The organism is Kitasatospora cinereorecta (assembly GCF_024172095.1).
In the GTDB taxonomy this organism is placed as follows: domain Bacteria; phylum Actinomycetota; class Actinomycetes; order Streptomycetales; family Streptomycetaceae; genus Kitasatospora; species Kitasatospora cinereorecta.
This window is the reverse complement of record NZ_JAMZDX010000004.1, coordinates 44,453-65,103: the sequence shown is the minus strand read 5'-3', so window position 1 is coordinate 65,103 and position 20,651 is coordinate 44,453. Positions and strand designations below refer to the sequence as shown.

16 protein-coding genes and 1 pseudogene are annotated in these 20,651 nt (G+C 71.4%); 9 read left to right on the top strand and 8 right to left on the bottom strand.

From position 1 onward, the window contains the following. Nucleotides 1-4: 4 nt before the first annotated feature. Together FHR36_RS20280 and FHR36_RS20275 are read right to left on the bottom strand one after the other, a co-directional pair. Nucleotides 5-1,630 (bottom strand): ABC transporter substrate-binding protein, encoded by a 1,626-nt coding sequence (locus FHR36_RS20280; RefSeq protein ID WP_253799547.1) that lies wholly within the window; start codon nt 1,628-1,630, stop codon nt 5-7. Between the two features lie 76 nt (nt 1,631-1,706). After that, complete coding sequence (locus tag FHR36_RS20275) at nt 1,707-3,404, bottom strand: amidohydrolase (protein WP_253799545.1); 1,698 nt, start codon at nt 3,402-3,404, stop codon at nt 1,707-1,709. A 139-nt stretch (nt 3,405-3,543) separates the two neighbouring features. Here FHR36_RS20275 and FHR36_RS20270 point away from each other — a divergent pair, with 139 nt between their 5' ends. Together FHR36_RS20270 and FHR36_RS20265 are read left to right on the top strand one after the other, a co-directional pair. After that, nucleotides 3,544-4,239 (top strand): TetR/AcrR family transcriptional regulator, encoded by a 696-nt coding sequence (locus FHR36_RS20270; RefSeq protein WP_253799543.1) that lies wholly within the window; start codon nt 3,544-3,546, stop codon nt 4,237-4,239. A gap of 237 nt (nt 4,240-4,476) precedes the next feature. Then, nucleotides 4,477-6,189 (top strand): flavin monoamine oxidase family protein, encoded by a 1,713-nt coding sequence (locus FHR36_RS20265; protein WP_253799541.1) that lies wholly within the window; start codon nt 4,477-4,479, stop codon nt 6,187-6,189. A 585-nt stretch (nt 6,190-6,774) separates the two neighbouring features. On the opposite strand, the gene FHR36_RS20260 is transcribed toward FHR36_RS20265, so the two are convergent. Continuing rightward, nucleotides 6,775-7,911, bottom strand: coding sequence for a glycoside hydrolase family 15 protein (locus FHR36_RS20260; protein ID WP_407660849.1), 1,137 nt, complete (start codon nt 7,909-7,911; stop codon nt 6,775-6,777). On the opposite strand from FHR36_RS20260, the gene FHR36_RS20255 reads away from it, so the two are divergent. After that, nucleotides 7,819-8,700, top strand: coding sequence for a DUF389 domain-containing protein (locus tag FHR36_RS20255; protein WP_407660857.1), 882 nt, complete (start codon nt 7,819-7,821; stop codon nt 8,698-8,700). The two genes, FHR36_RS20260 and FHR36_RS20255, sit on opposite strands and share 93 nt — an antisense overlap. On the opposite strand, the gene FHR36_RS20250 is transcribed toward FHR36_RS20255, so the two are convergent. Then, complete coding sequence (locus FHR36_RS20250; RefSeq protein ID WP_253799539.1) at nt 8,681-9,055, bottom strand: helicase associated domain-containing protein; 375 nt, start codon at nt 9,053-9,055, stop codon at nt 8,681-8,683. The two genes, FHR36_RS20255 and FHR36_RS20250, sit on opposite strands and share 20 nt — an antisense overlap. A 330-nt stretch (nt 9,056-9,385) precedes the next feature. On the opposite strand from FHR36_RS20250, the gene FHR36_RS20245 reads away from it, so the two are divergent. The 4 genes from FHR36_RS20245 (at nt 9,386) to FHR36_RS20230 (ending at nt 12,894) form a co-directional block, all read left to right on the top strand. Further along, complete coding sequence (locus tag FHR36_RS20245) at nt 9,386-9,904, top strand: hypothetical protein (protein ID WP_253800754.1); 519 nt, start codon at nt 9,386-9,388, stop codon at nt 9,902-9,904. A 58-nt stretch (nt 9,905-9,962) separates the two neighbouring features. After that, nucleotides 9,963-10,235, top strand: a complete 273-nt coding sequence (locus FHR36_RS20240; RefSeq protein WP_253799537.1) for a hypothetical protein — start codon at nt 9,963-9,965, stop codon at nt 10,233-10,235. Nucleotides 10,236-10,362: 127 nt separating this feature from the next. Further along, nucleotides 10,363-10,842, top strand: coding sequence for a hypothetical protein (locus tag FHR36_RS20235; protein WP_253799535.1), 480 nt, complete (start codon nt 10,363-10,365; stop codon nt 10,840-10,842). Between the two features lie 954 nt (nt 10,843-11,796). After that, nucleotides 11,797-12,894 (top strand): mechanosensitive ion channel family protein, encoded by a 1,098-nt coding sequence (locus FHR36_RS20230; RefSeq protein WP_253799532.1) that lies wholly within the window; start codon nt 11,797-11,799, stop codon nt 12,892-12,894. A gap of 387 nt (nt 12,895-13,281) precedes the next feature. Here the strand turns inward: FHR36_RS20230 and FHR36_RS40510 are convergent. Together FHR36_RS40510 and FHR36_RS20220 are read right to left on the bottom strand one after the other, a co-directional pair. Next, nucleotides 13,282-13,717, bottom strand: a pseudogene (locus tag FHR36_RS40510) (IS256 family transposase); the annotation flags it as partial. A gap of 579 nt (nt 13,718-14,296) precedes the next feature. Beyond that, nucleotides 14,297-15,493: an IS110 family RNA-guided transposase gene (locus tag FHR36_RS20220; RefSeq protein WP_407660848.1), complete on the bottom strand. Its 1,197-nt coding sequence runs from the start codon at nt 15,491-15,493 to the stop codon at nt 14,297-14,299. A 393-nt stretch (nt 15,494-15,886) separates the two neighbouring features. Here FHR36_RS20220 and FHR36_RS20215 point away from each other — a divergent pair, with 393 nt between their 5' ends. Beyond that, entirely contained in the window at nt 15,887-18,259 is a 2,373-nt protein-coding gene (locus tag FHR36_RS20215) for an ATP-binding protein (RefSeq protein WP_253799529.1), read from the top strand. A 131-nt stretch (nt 18,260-18,390) separates the two neighbouring features. On the opposite strand, the gene FHR36_RS20210 is transcribed toward FHR36_RS20215, so the two are convergent. Both FHR36_RS20210 and FHR36_RS20205 read right to left on the bottom strand, forming a co-directional pair. Further along, nucleotides 18,391-18,789, bottom strand: coding sequence for a hypothetical protein (locus FHR36_RS20210; RefSeq protein ID WP_253799527.1), 399 nt, complete (start codon nt 18,787-18,789; stop codon nt 18,391-18,393). A gap of 380 nt (nt 18,790-19,169) precedes the next feature. After that, nucleotides 19,170-19,844 carry a hypothetical protein gene (locus FHR36_RS20205; protein ID WP_253799526.1) on the bottom strand — a complete coding sequence of 225 codons (675 nt, stop codon included), beginning with the start codon at nt 19,842-19,844 and terminating at the stop codon, nt 19,170-19,172. Nucleotides 19,845-20,298: 454 nt separating this feature from the next. Here FHR36_RS20205 and FHR36_RS39430 point away from each other — a divergent pair, with 454 nt between their 5' ends. Then, nucleotides 20,299-20,421, top strand: a complete 123-nt coding sequence (locus FHR36_RS39430) for a hypothetical protein (RefSeq protein ID WP_301330507.1) — start codon at nt 20,299-20,301, stop codon at nt 20,419-20,421. Nucleotides 20,422-20,651 lie beyond the last annotated feature (230 nt).

Below are 20,651 nucleotides of genomic sequence, written 5' to 3'. Positions count from 1 at the left end.
CGGTTCATCCCTTGGCGCCGATCTCGGCGGCCCACGGGTAGTAGAGGTAGGCGATGGACGGCCGGACGCCGGTGATCCGCTTGCCGAGGAAGACGCTGACCGGCTCGGTGTACAGCGGCAGCCAGGGCAGCTGGGTCATGGCGATCTGCTGGGCGGTCCCGGTGGCGGCGGCGTGCGCGGCCGGGTCGTACGAGCCGATGGCCTGGTCGACGGCCGCGTCGAACGTCGGGTCGGACCAGCCCCCGTAGTTGCTGAACGCCCCGGTCTGCAGCGAGCCGTACATGTCCAGCGGGTCGGTGATCGAGGTGTACCAGAAGGTCAGGAAGAGGTCGATGCCCTCGCGGGCGGCCGGGTCGGTGAACAGTGCGGTGTACTTGTCCGCGGCGATGGTGTCGATCTCCGGCTTCAGCCCGATGGCCGTGGCGGCCTGGGCGACGGCCTGGGTGATGATGGTGGTCTGGGAGTCCAGGGGGCTGGTCGCGATCACCACCTTCTGACCGGCCACCCCGGCCTTCGCGGCGAGCGTCTTCGCCTTCGCGGGGTCGTACGGGTACTGGGGCAGCGCCTTGAGCAGGTCCGTGGCGCCCGGTGCGCCGTTCCAGTTGTTCGCCGTCACCAGGGAGTCGGCGACCTCGCCGACCCCGGCGGCGCCGGCCTTGACGATGCCCTTGCGGTCGATGGCCATCAGCAGCGCCTGCCGTACCTCGGCGTCGCCCAGCGGGCCCTTGAGGTTGTTGACCACCTCGCTGGCGACGGTGGTGTTCTGGCCGAAGTAGAGCGCACCGCCCGGGGTGGACCTCAACTGCCCGTAGGCGCCGGCCGGAACCATCCAGCCGCCGTCCACCTCGCCGGTGCGGAAGGCGTTGACGCGGGTGGTCGGGTCGGCCAGGAAGACGAACTTCACCTGGCCGGACTTGGCCTTGAGCTGCGGGTTCCAGTAGTCGTCGAAGCGCTTGAGCACCAGCGACTGGCCGGAGGTCCAGGAGGAGAACGAGAACGGCCCGGTGCAGTTCACGCCGCCGGTCGGGCTGCCGTAGTCCTTGCCGGCCCGGGCCAGGGTGGCGGCCGACTCGACGACGCCGGGGCCGGCCGCGAGGTACTTGTTGAAGGTGGAGTCCGGCGACTTGAGGGTGACGGTGACCTCCAACGGCCCGGTCCGGTCGATCGACCGGACGTTGCGGTACTGGTTGGACCAGACGCCGGCCACCTCCGGGTCCATGTTGCGGCGCAGCGAGGCGACGACGTCGTCCGCGGTGAGCACCGTGCCGTCGTGGAAGTGGACCCCGGGCCGGATCTGGTAGACCCAGGTGGTGGGTGTCGGGTTGCTGAACGAGGCGGCAAGGTTCGGCGAGGCGGTCAGGTCCGGGTTCCAGCGCAGCAGGCTCTCGCAGACGTTGGCGAGGATCTGGTTCGGCGGGAAGTCGAAGGCGTAGGCGTAGTCGATGGTGGTCGGCTCCGCGAAGAGCGACCAGGTGAACGAATCGATCCCGCCCGCGGCGGCGGGCGTCGTGGCGGTCAGTTGATAGCCGGGGGCGCCGTCGGCCCGGTGAGCGGTGCTGCCGCACGCGGTGGTGGCGAGGGCGACGGCCGCGGCGACGGCAGCCAGGCGGGTGCGGGGGCCGGGTCTCATGGGCCTTCTCGGGGCGCGGGGGCCGGGTCTCATGGGGTTCCTCCGGGGTGTGGGGGCGGAAGGTCCGGGCAGTGGGTCAGGGGGCGGCGGTGAAGACCGCTTGTCCGTCGATGTACGTGCGCAGCACCCGGGTGAGGCCGATCTCCTCGGCGGGGTGCGCGAAGGGGTCGCGGTCCAGGACGACGAGGTCCGCCTGCTTGCCGACCTCCACGGTCCCGGTGACGTGGTCCAGGTGGTTCACCCACGCGCTGCCGGCGGTGTACGCGGTCAGCGCCTGAGCGAGAGTCAGGGCCTGTTCCGGGTAGAACGGTTCACGCGGCTTGCGGTCGGCCGAGGCGTTGGGGGCGTCCACCGGAACGGCCCGGTTGACCGCGACGTGGATGCCCCAGATCGGGTTGGGGCTGCTCACCGACCAGTCGCTGCCGGCCGCCAGGCGGGCTCCGGCCCGCTGCAGGTCCCCGAACGGGTACTGCAGGGCGGCGCGCTCCGGGCCGAGGAAGGGGATCGTCAGCTCGTCCATCTGCGGCTCGTGCGCCGCCCACAGTGCCTGGATGTTGGCGGTGGCGCCGAGTTCGGCGAAGCGGGCCAGGTCGTTGGGGTGGATCACCTGGAGGTGCGCCAGGTGGTGGCGGTTGTCGCTCGGGCCGTTGGCCTCCCGGGCGGCGGCGAGCGCGTCGAGGGCCTCGCGGACGGCGCGGTCGCCGAGGGCGTGGAAGTGCACCTGGAAACCCGCCCGGTCCAGGGCGCGGACGGCTTCGGTGAGCAGGTCGGGGCCGACGAAGGTGAGCCCGGAGTTCTGGGTGGGGCAGCCGCAGCGGTCCAGGTACGGCTCCAGCATGCTCGCGGTGAAGTTCTCCGCGATGCCGTCCTGCATGATTTTCACGGTGGTGGCGCTGAACCGTCCGACCTGCCCGCCGCGGCGGCGCTCCTCCAGGTCGGGCAGCTGCTCCAGGCCGCGTTCGCGGTCCCACCAGAGCGCGCCCACCACCCGGGCCCGCAGCGAGCCGTCCGCCGCCGCGCGCAGGTAGACCTGGTAGTTGTCGGGGTTACCGGGGAAGGCGCCGATCATGGCGTCCTGCCAGCCGGTCACCCCGAGGGAGAACAGGTGCTGCTGGGCGACCAGCAGGCCGGCGTGCGCCTCGTCCGCCGTCGCCACCGGGACGTGGGCGGCGACCAGGTCCATCGCCCCCTCCTGCAGGGTGCCGACCGGACTGTCGTCCGCCGTCCGCTCGATCCGGCCGTCGACCGGGTCGGGGGTGTCGCGGTCGACGCCGGCGATCCGCAGCGCTGCCGAGTTGACCCAGGCACCGTGGCCGTCCCGGTTGGTCAGCAGGACGGGCCGGTCGGGCACCACGGCGTCCAGCATCGTCCGGGTCGGGACGCCGCCCGGGAAGACGTCCATCGACCAGCCGCCGCCGCAGATCCAGGGCGCGTCGGGGTTGGCCCCGGCGTACTCGGCGACCACCGCGAGATAGCCGGCCACGGTGCGCTCGGCGGACAGGTCGCAGCGCAGCATCTGCACCCCGGCCACCGCCGGGTGCACGTGGGCGTCCTGGAAACCGGGGACGAGCAGGCCGCCCGCGAGGTCGACCACCTCGGTGTCCCGGTCCGCCAGCAGCCGGACCGACGCCTCGTCGGCGACCGCGACGATCCGGCCGTCGGCGACGGCCACGGCGGCCTCGATCGGGGCCGGCCCGGTGGCGGTGAAGACCCGTCCTCCGACGAAGACGGTGTCGGCCCGCTGCCCGCTGTGCGCCGGACTGCTCTGTATCACGACGAAACCTCCCCCTCGGCGGGCCCCTCGGCGGGCGGGCTCGCTCGGCGTTGTTGTTGAGGAGGAGTGAACGGCAGCGCAACAGTGTTGTCAACGGTGTTGCGCCAACTTGCCCTCGCATCGATACACTGTGGTCACCATGGAGAAGCCATCCCTGACTCCCGCCCGCACCAAGCGCGTCGGCGCTCAGCTGACCCCCGAGGCGATCATCGAGGCGAGCCTGCGCATCGCCGCCCGAGGCAGCGCCGACGCCTTTACCGTTCGACGTCTCGGCGAGGAGCTCGGTGCCGATCCGACCGCGATCTACCGGCACTTCCGCGACAAGGACGAGCTGCTGCTCTCCGTCGCCGACCGAACCCTGGGCGAGGTGCTCGACAGCATCCCGGCAGGCCTGGACTGGAAGGGGAGGCTGCGGGCGCTGGCCGACGGCTCGTTGGCGGTCGCCCTCAAGTACCCGGCGGTGAGCTCGGCCATGGCCAGTCGCACCACCAGGCGCGGCAACGAGTTCCGCGTGGTCGAGCTGATCCTCGGGGCGGTCGCGGAGGCCGGACTGGACGGCATCGACGCCGCCGTCCACTACCGGATGGTCGGCGACTCGCTGCTGGCCGCCGTCGGCCAGCGGGCCGCGTACCTGCTCGTCGACCCGGACGTGCGGGCGGGCGACGACGCCGCATGGAGCGGTGAGTACCGCAGGGTCGACGCCGAGGGCTTCCCGAACATCACCCGACTCGGCCGGGAGCTGGCCGAAGTGACGCACGATCAGATCTTCCGGGCCAGGGTCGAGGCGCTGATCACCGCGATCGAGCGGCGGGTCGAGGACGTCCGCCGGGCGTGATCCGGAGCACGGCGCGGGCGTGACGCCGGAGTGGCGTGGGGGGCGGTGCCGTCGTCGGGATCGGCACAATTGCGCGCAACGCTGTTGACAACGGTGATGCGCGAGCGCTTCACTCACCGCAACTCGAAGAACGCGTCGGGCACCACGCCGCCGCACGAGCCTCTCCGACCTGTCTCCGCCTGCCGGTCCCCCCACTCAGCGCCGCAGGGAAGCCACCATCCCGAGAAGAGGCACCACATGCACCGCGAACCCACCCGCCCCCACGCCGTCCGCCCCTACGCCACCCGCTCCGGCTCGCCCTCCGGCGACCGGGCAGGCCTGCCCGACCCGCTGCGGGCGGTCTTCGCCGCCTTCGGCGAGGCCCGCCGGCGCCGGATGCCCGTCGCAGAGGTCGCCGGCGAGCGAGCCGAGCGGGTCGAGCGGGTCGAGCGCGCCAGGACGGCCGCGGTCGAGCGGGCCGGGGCGGGCCCGAGTCGCCGCCGGATCCTGGGCGCCGCCGGTGCGATCGCCGCCGCCACCGTGCCCGCCGGGCTGCTCTCCCCGTCCCGGGCCAACGCCGCCACCGCACCGAGAGTCGTGATCGTCGGCGCCGGCCTCGCCGGCCTGCGCTGCGCCCACCAGCTGTGGAACCGGGCCAAGCCGGTCGCCTCGACCGTCTACGAGGCGGACACCACCCACCTCGGCGGCCGCTGCTGGTCACTGCGCGGCTTCTTCGACGGCGGCCAGGTCGGCGAGCACGGCGGGTCCTTCATCAGCTCGACCGACAAGGCCGTCCTCGGCCTGGCCACCAGCCTGGGCCTCCAGCGCGAGTACGCCAACGGCGGCGGGCTGGACAGCGGCGACTACGCCGGCTGGGTCGACGACACGCTCTACAACGGCAGCCAACAGCAGGACGACTGGGTCGCGCAGGCGTACGACGCCTTCCACGCCTCCTACCAGGCCATCGGCACGCCCCGCTACAACAGCCACACCGCCGAGGCGTACCGGCTCGACCAGCTGTCCTGCCTGGACTACCTCGCCGAGATCGGCCTCCCCGCGGACTCCCGGCTCGGCCAGCTGATCCAGTCCATCCAGCTGCAGTCCGGCGGCGAGCCCGGGCAGTCCTCGGCCCTGGGCATGATCGGCTTCCTCGGCGCGTCCAGCACCTTCGACGGCGCCCGTGGCTTCGACGAGAAGTACCACCTGGTCGGCGGCAACGACCAGTTGGTCACCGGCATGGTCGGGCAGCTGCCGGCCGGCACCGTCCGGCAGGGCTACCAGCTGATCGCCCTGGCGCAGAACACCGACGGCAGCTACACCTGCACCTTCGACCACTGCGGGTCCACCGTCTCCGTCCCCGCCGACCACGTGGTGCTGGCGCTGCCGTTCAGCACCCTGCGCAACGTCGACCTCTCCCGGGCCGACCTGTCGGCCCTGAAGCTGACCGCGATCCGGGAGCAGGGGATGGGCCAGAACGGCAAACTGGTCGCCCAGCTCACCCGGAAGACCTGGCCGGCACTCGGCTACAACGGCATCTCCAACACCGGGCCGCTCGGCTACCAGACCGCCTGGGACGGCTCGGTCAACCTGGGCGCCGCCGGCTCACCGGCCCTGCTGGTCAACTTCCCCGGCGGTGACGGCGCCCGCGTCCGGCTCACCGGCGCCGCGCACGGCCCGGCCCCGGCCGCCGACGTGAACGCGTTCCTCGCCCAGATCGAACACGTCTACCCCGGCACCACCGCCGCCTACAACGGCAGGGCGTACGAGGACCACTGGTCCCTCGACCCGTGGCACCTGGGCGCCTACCACTACTACAAGGTCGGGCAGTACACCTCCTTCGCCGGCTACGAAGCCGTCCAGGAGGGCCGGATCCACTTCGCCGGCGAGCACACCGACGTGGACAACGCCACCCTCAACGCCGCCGTGGCCTCCGGCGCCCGGGCTGCCGGCGAGATCCTCGCGCAGCTCTGACCCCGGCTCCCGGACCGGCAGGAGCACCCGGTGGCCACCGCCGACGGCAGCGACTCGTTCCGGTACGCGGACAGTGGGAACGGGCGCCGCGTCCGCCGCTGCCCGGCGACCCGGCCGCGGGCCGGACATCGGCCGGCCACCCGACCGCGACCCGGCGTCGGTCGGCCTTGCCTTGCACGGCGGGAACGCCGCCGGCCCGGTACTCCAGGGCGCGTGGCAGGCAGTCGAGCCTGTCCGCGTCGCGGGCGCAGCGTGCTTTCGGCGCGGCGCCGTCCTCGAACTCGGCGACTGCGGCGACGAAGAGCCGTTGGACGGCGCGGTGAGCTCCCGCGATCTGGTCGGCCGCGGCCATGCGGGGTCGGCGGCGGTGACGTATCGCCTGCTCATGGAGGTGAGGTCGCCGATTCGGGCCTCGGGTGGATCGAGGAGGGTGCACAGGGGGGGTGGTGCGCGCCGGGGCCGTCTCCGCGGGTGCGGCCAGGGACACGGTCAGCCCCGAGAGGACCTCGGCCGCCGCGGCCCGGGCCGGCGTGCAGGCGCTCGTACAGTTCCCGGAACCGGGCCCTGCTCTGCGGCCGGCCTGGTTCAGTCGCGTTGTCGGTCGAGGGCCTCGTCCAGCGTGCTGGCCGCCATGATGAGCGACAGATGGGTGAACGCCTGGGGAAAGTTGCCGAGTTGTTCCCCGCTGGGGCCGATTTCCTCGGAGAACAGGCCGACATGGTTGGCGTAGGTGTGCATCTTCTCGAAGGTGTAGCGGGCCGGGCGGAGCCGGCCGGCGCGGGCGAGGGCGTCCACGTACAGGAAGGTGCAGAGGCTGAAGGTGCCCTCCGAGCCGCGCAGTCCGTCGGGGGAGGCGGCTGGGTCGTAGCGGTAGACGAGGCTGTCCGAGACCAGGGTGCGGTCCATCGCGTCCAGGGTGGACAGCCAGGACGGGTCCCGTGGCGAGATGAAGCCGACCCGTGGCATGAGGAGCAGGGAGGCGTCGAGTACGGCGGCGTCGCCGTAGTGCTGGACGTAGGCGTGCGCGTCGTCGCTCCAGCCCTTCTCCATGACCTGGACGAGGATGGCGTCGCGGGCCTTCGTCCAGCGCTCGGTGTCGGCGGGGCGGCGGAAGTTGTCGGCCAGGCGCAGGCCGCGGTCGAAGGCGGCCCAGCACATCACCCGGCTGTAGGTGAAGTCTTGACGCCCGCCGCGGGTCTCCCAGATGCCCTCGTCGGGACGGTCCCAGTGGTCGGCCAGCCAGTCCAGGCTGCGGGAGAGGATCTTCCAGCCCTGGTATCCGGCCTGGGTGGCGATCTCCCGGCCCTCGGAGAGGGCGTACATCGCCTCGCCGTAGATGTCGAGCTGCAGCTGGTCGGCGGCCGCATTGCCGAGCCGCACCGGGGCGGAGCCGCGGTAGCCCTCCAGGTGACCGAGGATCTCCTCGGTCAGGATGGGTTCGCCGTCGACCCGGTACATGATCTGCATGAGCTCGCCGTCCCGGCCCGCAGATTCGCGCAGCCGGTCGCCGAGCCAGTGGGTGAAGGCGGTGGCCTCCTCGACGAATCCGAGGTCGAGCAGGGCCCGGACGGAGAGCGAGCCGTCGCGGACCCAGGTGTAGCGGTAGTCCCAGTTGCGTTCGCCGCCGACCTGTTCGGGCAGGCCCATGGTCGCGGCGGCGACCGGTGCGCCGGTGGGCGCGTAGGTGAGCAGTTTGAGGGTGATGGCCGAGCGGTTGACCATGTCGGGCCACCGCCCCCGGTAGCGGGAGCCGCGGACCCACTGCTGCCAGAAGTCGGCGACAGCCGGGGATCCATCGTCATCGAACCGGTGGACATGGCCTTTGTCGGCGGCAGCACCGCGTCCGCACAGCAGGGCCTGATCACCCACACGCCCGTCTGGGATCAGGTCGAAGCACGGATCCGGGCCGAGGGCACGTACGCACCGAGCTTCTACCTGTACCTGGTCATCGCGGGACTCATCGGGGCGGTCGGGATCGTCACCAACTCCCAGATCCTGATCGTCGCGGCCATGGTGGTCGGTCCCGAGTACGGAGCGATCGTCAGCATCGCACTCGGGCTCTACCGCGGGAACCACCCACGGATCCGGCAGGGGCTGCGAGCCCTGCTCGTCGGCTTCCTCCTGGCCATCGCTGTCACCTTCCTCTTCAGCGTGATCATTCGCTGGTTCGGCTTCGAGTCGGAGGCGTTCAGACGAGGTATCCGGCCGGTCTCCGAGCTGATCGACACACCCAACTTCTTCTCCTTCGCCGTTGCGGGCCTGGCCGGCATCGTCGGCGTGGTCTCGCTCACCGAGGCGAAGACGAGTGCGCTCCTGGGTGTGTTCATCTCCGTGACGACGATCCCGGCTGCAGCAGACATCGCGGTCTCCGTCGCCTTCGGAAACGGGGCCGAGGCCTGGGGCTCGTTGGTACAGCTCCTGGTCAACATCGCGGTGCTGATCGTGGTCGGCACCGCCACACTCCGCTGCCAGAGGGCGATCTGGCGTCGGGTCACCGCGCGGGATGGCTGACCAAAGCGTTCGCGCGGGACACCTCCGGCTTCGCCGCGGCTGCCGCCCGTGCGACGGCCGGCTCCTGGTCCTCGGCGATGCCGATCGCCGTCAGCAGGTCCTGCTGCTCCTGGTCGAGCCCGGCCCACCCGGCCCGCTGCGCCCGCACCCACCGGCCGAGCGCCTCGCCCTCGAAGTCGGTCTCCACCGGCAGCGCCGCCCAGTCAACCCGGCCGTCGCACTCCAGCCACCACTGCCGGGCCACCACGTGGGCGCGCTGCCAGGTGATCGGCCAGGTCGGGCACCAGAACGGGTCGATCTCCTCCAGCGCCCGCCGTCGCTCGGGCGCGAGGGATCCCGGCTCGCCCGCGGGCACCGGAAGCAGCGGCGAGGCGTTTCTCCAGCCGATCTTCGAAGGCCGAAGCCCCGCGCCGGACAACCGGGCGGGGCTCGTGTGGTGTGGCCGTGGTGGCAGAGCTGGGCGCAGCTGCGGCAGATGCGGATCTCGCCGTTGTAGGTGCGGATGGATTCCATGGCGGGAAGGTAGCGGCGTGCGCGCTGGGCGGGCCGGCCCGAGGGCGGGGTGGGGCCACCGCGGCAGGTAACGAACCGGCACTTCCCGTCGGTAACCGCGCCGTCACTGCCAGCATGTGGCGCAGCATTCCACCCAGTACGAAGGATCACTGTGCGACCCGCAACCCTCCTCGTGGCAGCCGCCCTCCTGACTGCGACCGCCTGCAGCAGCAGCGCCTCCCCTGCCACTGCGCCCGCCGCCTCCGGCACCGCAGCTGCGGCCGGCGCCGCTGCCCCGAAGCCGGTTCCCGCCAAGGACGCCGCCGCCGTCCTCGCCTCCCTCGCCGCTGCAGTGCCGAGCGCGAAGCAGGGCACCGTGGTCACCGAGGCAAGCGACGCCAACCACCTGTTGGGCAGGCCCGGCCAGTACACGAGCAAGGTCACGTTCACCGACTCGCGCATCCAGGCGGCCGACGTCGATGGCTTCAAGGAAGACGACGTCGAGCGTGGCGGCGCGGTCGAGGTCTTCGCCAGCGCGAAGGACGCGCAGACCCGGGCCGCGTACATTCAGTCGGTCGTGAAGGGGTTGCCGGCGTTGATGGAGTACGACTTCGTGCACGGGCCGGTGGTGGTCCGGGCGTCCAGGTTCCTGACGCCGACGCAGGCCGGCGAGCTCGACAAGGCCGCGGCGGTGTTCGGGGCGGGATCGTGACCTGCGCAGCGGGCACGCCGCGGCGGGGCTGTCGGTGGGGGCTGGGAGCATGCGCGACATGAGTGATCTGAAGTGGCGCGCTGTCTCCGAACTGCGCCTGGCGGCACGGCTCGTGCCGAATCCGAACAGCTCGTCGGAGCTTCTCGACCGGCTGAACCACGTCCGTGTGGCGATCGAGGGCAACCTGCTCCACATCGATCCGCGACAGCGGACCGGGCAGGAGGTGGACAAGTCGGAAGAGTACGACGTCACCGTGGTCCCGACGTCGGCGGTGGAGTACATCCGGTACCGGGTGACGCCGGCGTCGCCGCGGGTGACGGTCGTGCGCTGAGCCCGGCCATGACTGTGCCCCGCCGCGAGCAGCACGGCGGGGCACAGTCGCATCAGGACGTGGTGCGGTCCCAGATGCATGACCGGCCGGACCGGACGAATCTGGAGGTGGGCCCTGGAGGTGAGCGATGGCAGACCGTCTCTTCGATTCGATGGACCTCCGCCAGGCAGTAGAGATCGACGACCTGGAGCCTGTGGAGCTTGGAGAACCGGAGCTAAGCGCCGTGCTGGACGGTTCCAATATCGTTTACACGGCCGCTGTGCCGTTCACGGGCTCCAAGGAACTCCTTCTCGCCAGACCCGAAACCCAGGATGGGCGCACGAACCTTCGCTCAATGGGCCTCACAGGGTCCGTGCAGGACGGATCTGTCCACCTGCAGTCTCGACCGCGGGATCATGCAACGGCCAGCAGCAACGATGGCGAAACGTGGCTTGGCCTCCAGCTCAACAACCTTCGAACGGTCGTCCGGGACCTGAACAGGGCCGTCGCCGAACGGAAGCGGGTGCGGGCCCATAAGGCAGAACTGGATGCGGCGGACCTGGCGGCGGCTGAGGAGAAGGTTCGGGCGATCAACGAGGAGTTTCAAGCCCGCAAGAAGACCACCTGAGCCTCAGCGTGATGCCGGCACGCGACGAAGCCCCGAGTGCCCGTCTGAGCGCCTTTCAGGGGCGGGTTGGACGCGAGGGCGGGAGGGCTGTCGGGTGGCTCCAGCCCATCACCGCCCGGCTTCCCGGACATCCCCGCGGTGGCCGGGCATCGGCGGCACGTGACCACCGTCCGGTCGGGTAGCGGCTCGTCATACCGGCGACCGGTCGGTCCCTCCCGCTTCACGGCTTCCCGCATGCGGTGCGCAGCGGCCGGCCGTCGGGCACCTCGTGGACGACGGTGCCGCGGCGGATCCGGACCCGGCGCAGCGCGGCCAGGTCGATCACCCGGCGTTCTCCATCCTGGCGGCCTCGTACGCCGCGTAGGCGGCCTCGGCCTCCAGGCTTTCCGCCACCTTCACACCGTCGTCCTGCGGGACTGCCACCCCGACCACCGGGAGCAGCCCTGGAAACTCGTCCCCGACCGCGACCCCGCCGCCCTCCGCCTCCACTTCGCCCCACGGACCACATCCAGCGACTACGCCGACCACCTGCTCGGCCCCGCCGACATCTGGCCGGGCCCGGCCAAGGCCGGCTCCCCACTCGTCCACCGACCCAACTACTACAACAAGGACGACTTCCTCTTCACCGCGAGCTGACCTCGCCCGCCCCCACCCCTCGCGGGCCTGCTCCGGGGCGAACACGTCACCCGCGGTCCGACCCCGTTCCCTGGCGTCCGGCCACGCTTGTGCCGTGCCGCGGCGGCAGACACCCGGCTTGCCGCGCGGCCGTCGGAGCCCCGCCCCGGCTGTGGCGGGTGCCGTGCCGTGGGGCAGGATGGCTATCCGTTCGAATGTTCATGCGCTCCAATGTGAGTGGGCGCAGCACGACCTGACAGGCGACAAGGTGACGACACATCTCGTACAGCGGCCGGCGGCGGCCCGTTTCCTCGTCCTCCACCCTGCGGGGGCGGGGCGGTGACCCGGGACCTGGTCCTGCACGACTGGCTGGTGGCGGGCATCGCGCTGGCCTCCGGCTGTGTGGCCGCTCTGGTGCTGCGGGCTCTGATGAAGTGGCTGGGCAAGCATGCGGCCAGGACCAAGTGGAGCGGGGACGACGTCATCGTCGACGCGCTGCACGCGATCGTCCCGTGGGCGGCCGTGGTCGCCGGGGCCGCGGTGGGAGCTTCGGCCCTGCCGCTCACTGCGCGGATCGGGGGGCTGGTCGACCAGTCGCTGACGGCCGTGCTCATCGTCATCGCGACGTTCAGTGCGGCCCGGGTGGTGGCCGGTCTGGTGCAGTCGGTGGCCGCGTCCCGGACGGGCGTCGCGGGGTCCGCGACCATCTTCGTCAACATCACCCGCATCGTGGTGCTGTCGCTGGGCGTCCTGGTGGCCCTGGAGACTCTCGGGGTGTCCATCGCCCCGCTGGTCACCGCCCTCGGGGTGGGCGGTCTCGCGGTCGCGTTGGCGTTGCAGGACACCCTCGCCAACCTCTTCGCGGGTGTGCACATCCTCGCCTCGAAGACGGTCCAGCCGGGTGACTACATCCGGCTCACCAGCGGGGAGGAGGGGTACGTCGTCGACATCAACTGGCGCAACAGCGTGGTGCGCAACCTGTCGAACAACCTGGTGATCATCCCCAACGGCCGCCTGGCGCGGACGAACATGACGAACTTCTCCCGGCCGGAGCAGAAGCTGTCGATCCTGGTCCAGGCCGGCGTCGGCTACGACAGCGACCTGGACCACGTGGAGCGGGTCACTCTCGAGGTGGTCGACAGCGTGATGGCCGACATCAGCGGTGGCGTGCCCGACCACAAGGCCGTCGTCCGTTTCCACACCTTCGCGGACTCCAGGATCGAGTTCACGGTGAAGCTGGGCGTCGGCGAGTTCAGCGACCAGTACCGGATCAAGCACGAGTTCATCAAGCGCCTGCACCAGCGGTACCGGACGGAGGGCATCTCGATCCCCGCGCCCACGCGCACGATATCGCTCCAGCAGGACAGTGCACCGTCGTCCCTCCCGCCGGTTCCGCACCAGCGGGAAGCGTCGTCCGAGGCGCTGGCGGACCGCTGACGCCGGCCGACCATCGGTGATGGCCCGTCAGGGTGGGTTCGGGGTTGGGTGGCCGCGGAGTCCGGGACGCGCGGGAGACGACGCTCGTCCCACCTGCGACGGCCATCCGTTACCGATCCGCCTCAGATCTCCTGGCCGCCACACAGGCAGAGGGCGACACGCCGACAGGTTGATTCCTGTCGGCTTCTGCGAACCCAGAAGCGCTGATGACGGGTGGACCCCGTCGGCCCATCCGTGGGCGACGTCGGGGTCGGGCAGGTCCCGCTCCTGGAAGGTGCCGCGGTCGTCGCGCCACCGTCCGGTCAGCCCGGTCAGCCCGGTCAGCCCGGTCAGCCCGGTCAGCCCGGTCAGCCCGGTCAGCCCGGTCAGCCCGGTCAGCCCGGTGGCGGTCGCGGGCGACAGGCCGGCCGTGCCGCCGAGGAACTGCTCCAGTGCAGGAGCGATGTCACCGGACGACAGCCCGTGCAGGCAGAGCAGCGGCAGGACCTCCGGGATCTTCGGCGACCTGCGGCACCACGCCGCGAGGATCTCCGAGGACAACCGTGTGCTCGCCGGCCCTGCCGTCGAGGCGGCAGTCGTTCACACAGGAGGCGGTGGCCTCGACCGGGCCGGCCGGGGTGACCGCCGACCGGAGCCGGCGATGGCCGTTGCGGGCCACCGGACGCCGTCCATGCCGGTCGGACTCAACCGCCAACTCGGCCAGGTACTGGTTGACTTCCACCTCCAGCGCAGCAGCCAGCAGCCGTCGGGCGCCCGCGCGGGCGATCTCGTCGATCAGGGAACCGGACTCGGTGGAGCCGTCAGCGGTGACTACGCTGAGCACGGACGTTCCGTCCCTGCCCGCGCTGCAGGACTGGCCCACTCGGAGACCGTCATGGATCGGTCGGGGCGGTACGCCCTCCACGTACGTCCCCGCTCCGGTCCACAGGTCCGGAGCATGGCTCGGCGGCTCGACGGCGGAGCGCGAAGCCGGCCCCGGCGGTTCGGTCGACTGTTGCCGCAGCTGGATGCGCTGCCAGGCCGACTTCCAGCGTGCGCATTCCTCGGCGGACGCGCCGAAGGCGGTGACCAGCGCCAACACCCGTTCCAGGGGCGGGAGACGACTCCGCTGATGGCTCAGGTCTCCCGACAGGGTGCTGCGTGGAAGGCCGGTGCGGCGCTCGAGGTCGCGCAATGACGGGCTGCCCGACCACACTTTGAACGCCTGGAGTTGGCGAACGAACTCCTGCGGCGTGGTTGCTTCGTCCGAATCGGGCATCGTGGCCGAAATCTGCTCCGATAACCGGTCTGAATGCCCGTCGATGGGTTGCTCGGCCATATCTCCCCCTCCGAGGGATCGACCCGATCGGCCGATCCGGCGTGTGCCGGGGACCATCCTGGCCAACGCTTCCTAATGTCGGTGTCAAGCCGCCGTGGTCACTGGAGGTGTGATGTGGTAGCACCGTCGGTCACGGATCAGCGCCCAGAGGACGTTGACCCGTCGGCGGGCCAGAGCCATCACGGCCTGGACGTGTCGCTTGCCCTCCGCGCGCTTGCGGTCGTAGAACGCCCGCGAGTTCGGATCGCAACGGATACTCACCAACGCCGAGGTGTAGAAGACGCGTTGGAGTCTTCGGTGGTAGACGACAGGCCGGTGCAGGTTGCCGCTGACCTTGCCCGAGTCGCGGGGCGCGGGAGCGACACCGGCGAACGCCGCCAGGGCGTCCGGGGAGGCGAAGTCGTCCAGGTTCCCGCCGACGGCGGCCAGGAACTCGGCGCCGAGCACGGTGCCGATCCCGGGGACGCTCTCGACTATCCCGGCGAGTTCGTGCTCGCGAAACCGGCCCTCGATGAGCTTGTCCATCTCGGCGATCTGCTCGTTGAGGGCCATCACCCCCTCGGCCAGGGTGTGGACCAGCCTGGAGATGGTCTTCTCCCCGGGGACGGCGGTGTGCTGGCGCTGGGCGGCCTCGACTGCCGTCTCGGCCAGGGCCCTGGCGTTCCTGACCTTGCGGTTGGCCAGCCACTTCGTCAGCCGCGTAACGCCGGCGCGCCGGATCGCCGCCGGGGTCTGGTACTCGGTCAGCAGCTTGAGCGGGCCGACGTTGGTCACGTCCAGGGCCCGTTCCAGGGCCGGGAACATGCTCAGCAGGGTGCCGCGAAGGCGGTTGACGGCGCGGGTGCGGTCCTCGACCAGGTCGGCTCGGCGGCCGGTCAGCAGCCTGAGCTCGATCGCGGTCTCGTCGCCGGGGCGGATCGGGCGCAGGTCGCGGCGCATCCGGGCCTGGTCGGCGATCACGTAGGCGTCGCGGGCATCCGTCTTCCCCTCGCTGCGGTAGCCGTCGGAGGCCCGGTTCACCAGGCGTCCGGGCAGGTAGAGAACCTCCTGGCCGTGCGAGATCAGCAAGGTCAGCAGCAGGGCCGGCTCCCCGCCGGTCATGTCGATCGCCCACGTCACCGGCTCGCCGTCGGCGAGGGCGAGGACGTCGCCGACCAGCTGCAGCAGCTCGGGCTCGTCGTTGGCCACCCGCCGCGACAAGAGGGTCTTGCCCTCGGCGTCCAGGGCCAGGCCGTGGTGATGGCCCTTGCCGCTGTCGATCCCCGCCCATATTCGACTCATCATGCTCCTGACGTGCGTGTTCCTGCCGTTCGTACCACGGACGACCTCGCCGGCATTGCTCTACTCAGCGACTTGCTCGCACTTCCTAATCGGCGGCCGAGTCGTCGTGGGGTGCCGGGCGGCGAAGCGATGGAAGCCACGAGACGGCAGCCGGCTGATAGCCACACCCAGCACCCCTGGGCGACCCAACCTTACGAATGGCCCGATCAACCCGGCTCAGAAGGTAGAGCCGGCTGAGCGCTCCATGGCGTTTGCTTGGCGTTCTATGATGCTCCCCTGTCAGGGACCCGTCAGGGCTTCAGGCCGGAGTCGCTGTCGGCGGTACGCGTCCGGGACTGCCGGGCCGTTCCGCCGTCGTCACTCCCACAACGTCACCACCGTTCGGAGGCGATCATGCCGGGGGAATTCGGAACGCTGCTGCGAGAGCACCGGTTGTCGGCCGGTTTGACGCAGGAGAAGCTCGCGGAGCAGTCAGGCGTCTCGACGCATGCGATCAGCGTGCTGGAGTCGGGACGGCGGCGGCCTCGGCTGTCGTCGGTGATGCGGCTGGCCATGGCCCTCGGCCTGGACCCGACCGACCGCGACCGACTGCTGGCCGCAGTACGCGGAGAACCGGAGCCGCAGCCGGGCAGGGAGCCGGCCGAACGCACGGTGCCTCGACTGCTGCCGTACGCTGTGCCGGACTTCACCGGACGGCGCAGCGAGGTGGAGCGGCTGCTGGAGCTGGCCGCCGGAGCAGGGAGCGCTCGTCCGCTGGTGATCTCGGCCATCGACGGCATGGCCGGCGTCGGCAAGACAGCCTTGGCCGTCCATGCGGGGCACACCCTGGCCGACCGGTTCCCCGACGGGCAACTGTTCGTGGACCTGCACGGTTTCACTCCGGGCCAGCGACCGCTCGAAGCGGGCGCGGCGCTGGCGAGTCTGCTCCGGGCGGTCGGTGTCAGCGAGAGTGCGCTGCCGTTGCGCACCGAAGAACGCGCCCGGCTGTGGCGCACCCGGGCGGCCGGCAGGCGGTACCTGATCGTGCTGGACAACGCCGTCGGTGCCGAACAGGTCCGCCCGTTGATCCCCGGTGACCCGCGCTGCCTCACGCTGGTGACGTCCCGGCAGCGCATGCCCGAACTGGACGGGGCGGTCGGCGTGCCGCTGGACGTGCTGAGCCACGACGAGGCCGTCGAGCTGTTCGCCCGGATCGTCGGCCGAGACCGGGTCGCCGGCCACACCTCCACCGTGGACGAAATCGTCGCACTCTGCGGCAGGCTGCCCCTGGCCCTGCGGATCGCCGCCGCCAGACTGGCCCATCATCCCGCTTGGACGCCCGTCGAGTTGTTGCAGCGGATCCGGCGTCCGCAGAACTTATTGACCGAACTCTCCGACGGCGACCAAGGCGTTGCGGCGGCCTTCGTGGACTCCTACCACGCCCTCCCGCCGGCACAGCAGCGGGCGTTCCGGCTGGCGGCGCTGCACCCGGGCGAGGACTTCGCGCCACGCGCCCTCGCCGCCCTGGTGGACGCACCGCTGGACGAGACCGAGGAAGTCCTGGAGTCGCTGCACAACCACCACCTGCTGATCGAGCACACGGCCTTTCGGTACACCCTCCACGACCTGCTGCGCGCCTTCGCCGGTGAACTTCTCGCCCACGAGGAACCCGAACCCGGCCGGCGGGCTGCGCTCACAAGGCTGTTCGACCACTACCGTCACGCCGCTGCCTCGGCGATGGACCGACTGGCCCCGCTGGAACGGCATCATCGGCCGCAGCCGCCCGCGCCCGGCGGTACCCCCCTGGTGTTCGCCGACCGGACGGAAGCGGCGGACTGGCTCGCCCGGGAACAGGCCAACCTGCTGGCGGCCGTCCGCCACGCCGACGACGCGGATCTGCCGGAGTACGTGGCGGACCTGCCGGCGGTGCTCTGGCGCCATCTCAAACGCAACATGCCCGCCCAGGAAGCGCTCGCGCTGGGTACCCGCGCCCTGCGGGCCACCCGGCAGCTCGGCAGTCCGGCCGGTGAGGCTGCCGCGCTACGGCATCTCGGGCTGGTCCAGTACCAGCTCGGCGACTTCCCCCAGGCGCTCGACCTGCTCCGCCAGGCCCTGGAGATCCAGCAGCGGATCGGGAACCGCAGCGGTGAGGCCCATGTTCTGGCCAACCTGGGCCTCACCCTGACCCGGATGGGTCGCCTGGGAGAGGCCCTCGACCACCAGCGGCTGGCGCTGCAGCTCAGCCGGGACATTCCCGAGCCGGCGGTCGAGGCGATCGCCCTGACCAACCTGGGGCCCACACTGACCAGACTCGGACAGCTTGAGGAGGCCCTGGACTACCACCGCGAGGCGCTGGAGTTCCACCGGCGCGGCGGCAACCGCCTCGGCCAGGCCATCGTGCTCAACCAGTTCGGCGAGCACCAGCAGAAGCTGCAACGCCATCCGGAGGCCCTCGAGCTGTACCAGGAGGCGCTGGAGCTGCACCAGGGCCTCGGCGACACCTTCGGCCAAGCCGAGTCGCACACCCAGCTCGGCGATGCCCTGCTGGCGATGGACGCTCCGGCGAGTGCCCTCCAGCACTACCGGGCCGCGATCGAGTACCTCCCCCACACCGGTGAGCGGTACAACCTCGGCCGCATCCACTACGGGCTGGCACGCGCGCACCAGCGCCTGGGTCGACCCGACACCGCTCGGGAGCACGCCGAACAGGCAGCCGAGATCCACACCTCGCTGAACGTCCCCGAGGCCGACGAAGCCCGCGCCCTGCTCGACTCGCTCACGAGCTGACCCGGACGGCGTCCCGCACCGTTCGGGGCACTGCCCAGCACCTCGACCGAGCCCGCGTCAGGTCCCCGCGGCAGTCGGAGGTGGGAGCGGACCCGCAAGGGCCCGCTCCCGTCCCGCTCACCGCGTCCTGCTCAGTTGATCGGGCCGCAGGCCCAGGTGTTGTTGTGGGCCGTGTCGATCAGGCACGCCTCCAGGCTCTCGCCCGGACCGTCGTAGAACCACCCCTGCTCGGCCGAGCTGCTGCTCGCGCCGCCGCCCATCCAGCTCCAGGTGTTCCGGTTGAAGACACCGAACAGGCAGTGGCCGGGGTTCTGGGTCGGCAAGATCTCCATGTAGTCGTGGTAGTTGGACCCAAGGGCGATGTTCTCGATCGCCGCACAGCCACCGGTACCGAACGCCCAGCTGCCCTCGGCGGACTGGCTGGCCTGGGAGGCCTGGGCCGAGGTCGCGGTCCCCATCCCGATCCCGGCCATCGCCACCGCGGCGATCACGGCAGCCGCGGCGCGCTTCCTGGTCCTGGTGAATCGCATGGAATTCCTCCAGTGAGTCGGTTCCGCCCCGGAGTCGGCACCGGGACACACCCCGAATCCCAGCAACCGGCGGACCGTGGGACAACCGGTCGAGCACGCTCCCGGATGCCCTCGGACCGCGGCGGCCACCCCGGGGCACCGGTCTGCCGCCGTCACCGCTGCGCCGCGGTCCCCGGGGGTGCGGCTCCGGCCCACTCCACCGGTCGCCGCCGGTACCGTGACCCTTTCGTCGAGTGGTCGCCGCTCCCTGGAATGGCGGACCGCCTACGGCTCCTCCGACCCGGTGCGTGACGGGGTGACCACCTGCACCGCGCCGCACCACCGTGCTCCGGTGCCGGGATCCCACTGTGGGTTCGGCTTCGCCTGTTCGCCCGGTGCGGTCACTGTGCGACCGCGGGCTCGCCCTGCTCCAGGACGACCGGGATGCCGTCACCCGCGGCCTGGGCCAGTCGGTCGTGGAAGGCCTGGGAAGCCACGCCCTGAGCCGTGGTGGTGACCCGGACACCCGAGGCGTCGGTGGTGGCGGAGACGCTGTAGAGCGGGAAGCCGACCGCGGTGGGGCCGAGCGCCGAGACCCGTGCGGCCGCGCCGTCGAGAGTTCGGTGGGAGAAGCGGCACAGGTAGAGGTCGAGCCGGGACAGGTCGATCTTCGGATCGGCCTTCTTGGCAGCTGCCGCGAGGGCCTGACCGCGGGTGAGGTCGGTGACGCACAGGGCGACCCGCCCGACCGGGTAGTCGGTGATCAGTGAGCCCCACACGTCCGCGAAGGCACCCCGGCCCTGCGTGCCGACTGCCTGGGACAGCTCCCCGGCCTCCGGCGTGTTCGCGGGTGTTCCGCCGAAGTCGGTCGGTGGTGCGGTGGGCCGCTGGTGCTGCCACTGGGCCTGTGTCGGGCAGGCGCCTGGGCCCGAACCCCGCGGACTCGCGTCCGGGCTCTGCGGGACTGCGCCCTGCGGGGTGGACGGTTGATGCTGACCGGCCACCGTCGAGCTGCCGCAGCCGGCGACGAGGACGGTGGCGAGCATGAGGACGGCGACGCGAAGCCGTGAGGGCATGTCGACTCCAGGGACAACCGGTTCCGGTACAGGTCTTCGCTGTGACGCATCGTCATGGCAGACGGTTCCCTCGGCCGTGTCCGCTCCCGCCGGTCTCCCGCGTCCGGCGGCCGGTACGGTCAGCAGAGCCGTTCGCTGGACAGACTCTCTCCTGGCGCGCGGGCCACGGCTCGATGCACTTGAGCGCGGTCCGCCGGGAACCGAGCGGCCGGCCGGCGGGTACGCGGCCGCGCTCGAGACGTGCAGCGGCTCTCTCCCGCCAGGTCCTCGGATGCCGGGGCCGCCCGGTCCTGCGGGGGCGGCGGGTGCGATCGGCGGTGGATGGGCAACGGGCGGCCGGCGCCGTGCCCTGTACGGACGGTCCGGACAGATCGTGGGGCGTCGGTGACGGATGACAGGGGCGGTCGTGGGAGCGTGCGCCGACGGGTGAGACTGGAGCCGGAACGTCGCGAGCGTGCTGCTCTGGCAGGTCGGCAGCGGCGGTGACCACCTGGTGCTCCAGAACGACGGCAATCTCGTTCTGTACACGCCCCCGGGCGGGCCGGTCTGGGCCACGAACACCGGCGGGCAGGTCTGAGCTGCGGCAGGCGATGCCGGGACTACCCGGCGCCGGAGGGTCGGGCGGGGGACCGTCCACGGCCGAACATCGGCACCGCGGTCGAGCCGACCGGCCGCTCCGTCCGCAGGCAGGTCCGGGCCGTCGCCGCCATCGAGGCAGACGCTGCCGCGCTCGGCGACCGGCCGTGCTCACAGCCGAGTTCGGCTGACCGCCACTCATTCCTGCAGGCGGCTCTGGCTGAGTCCGCG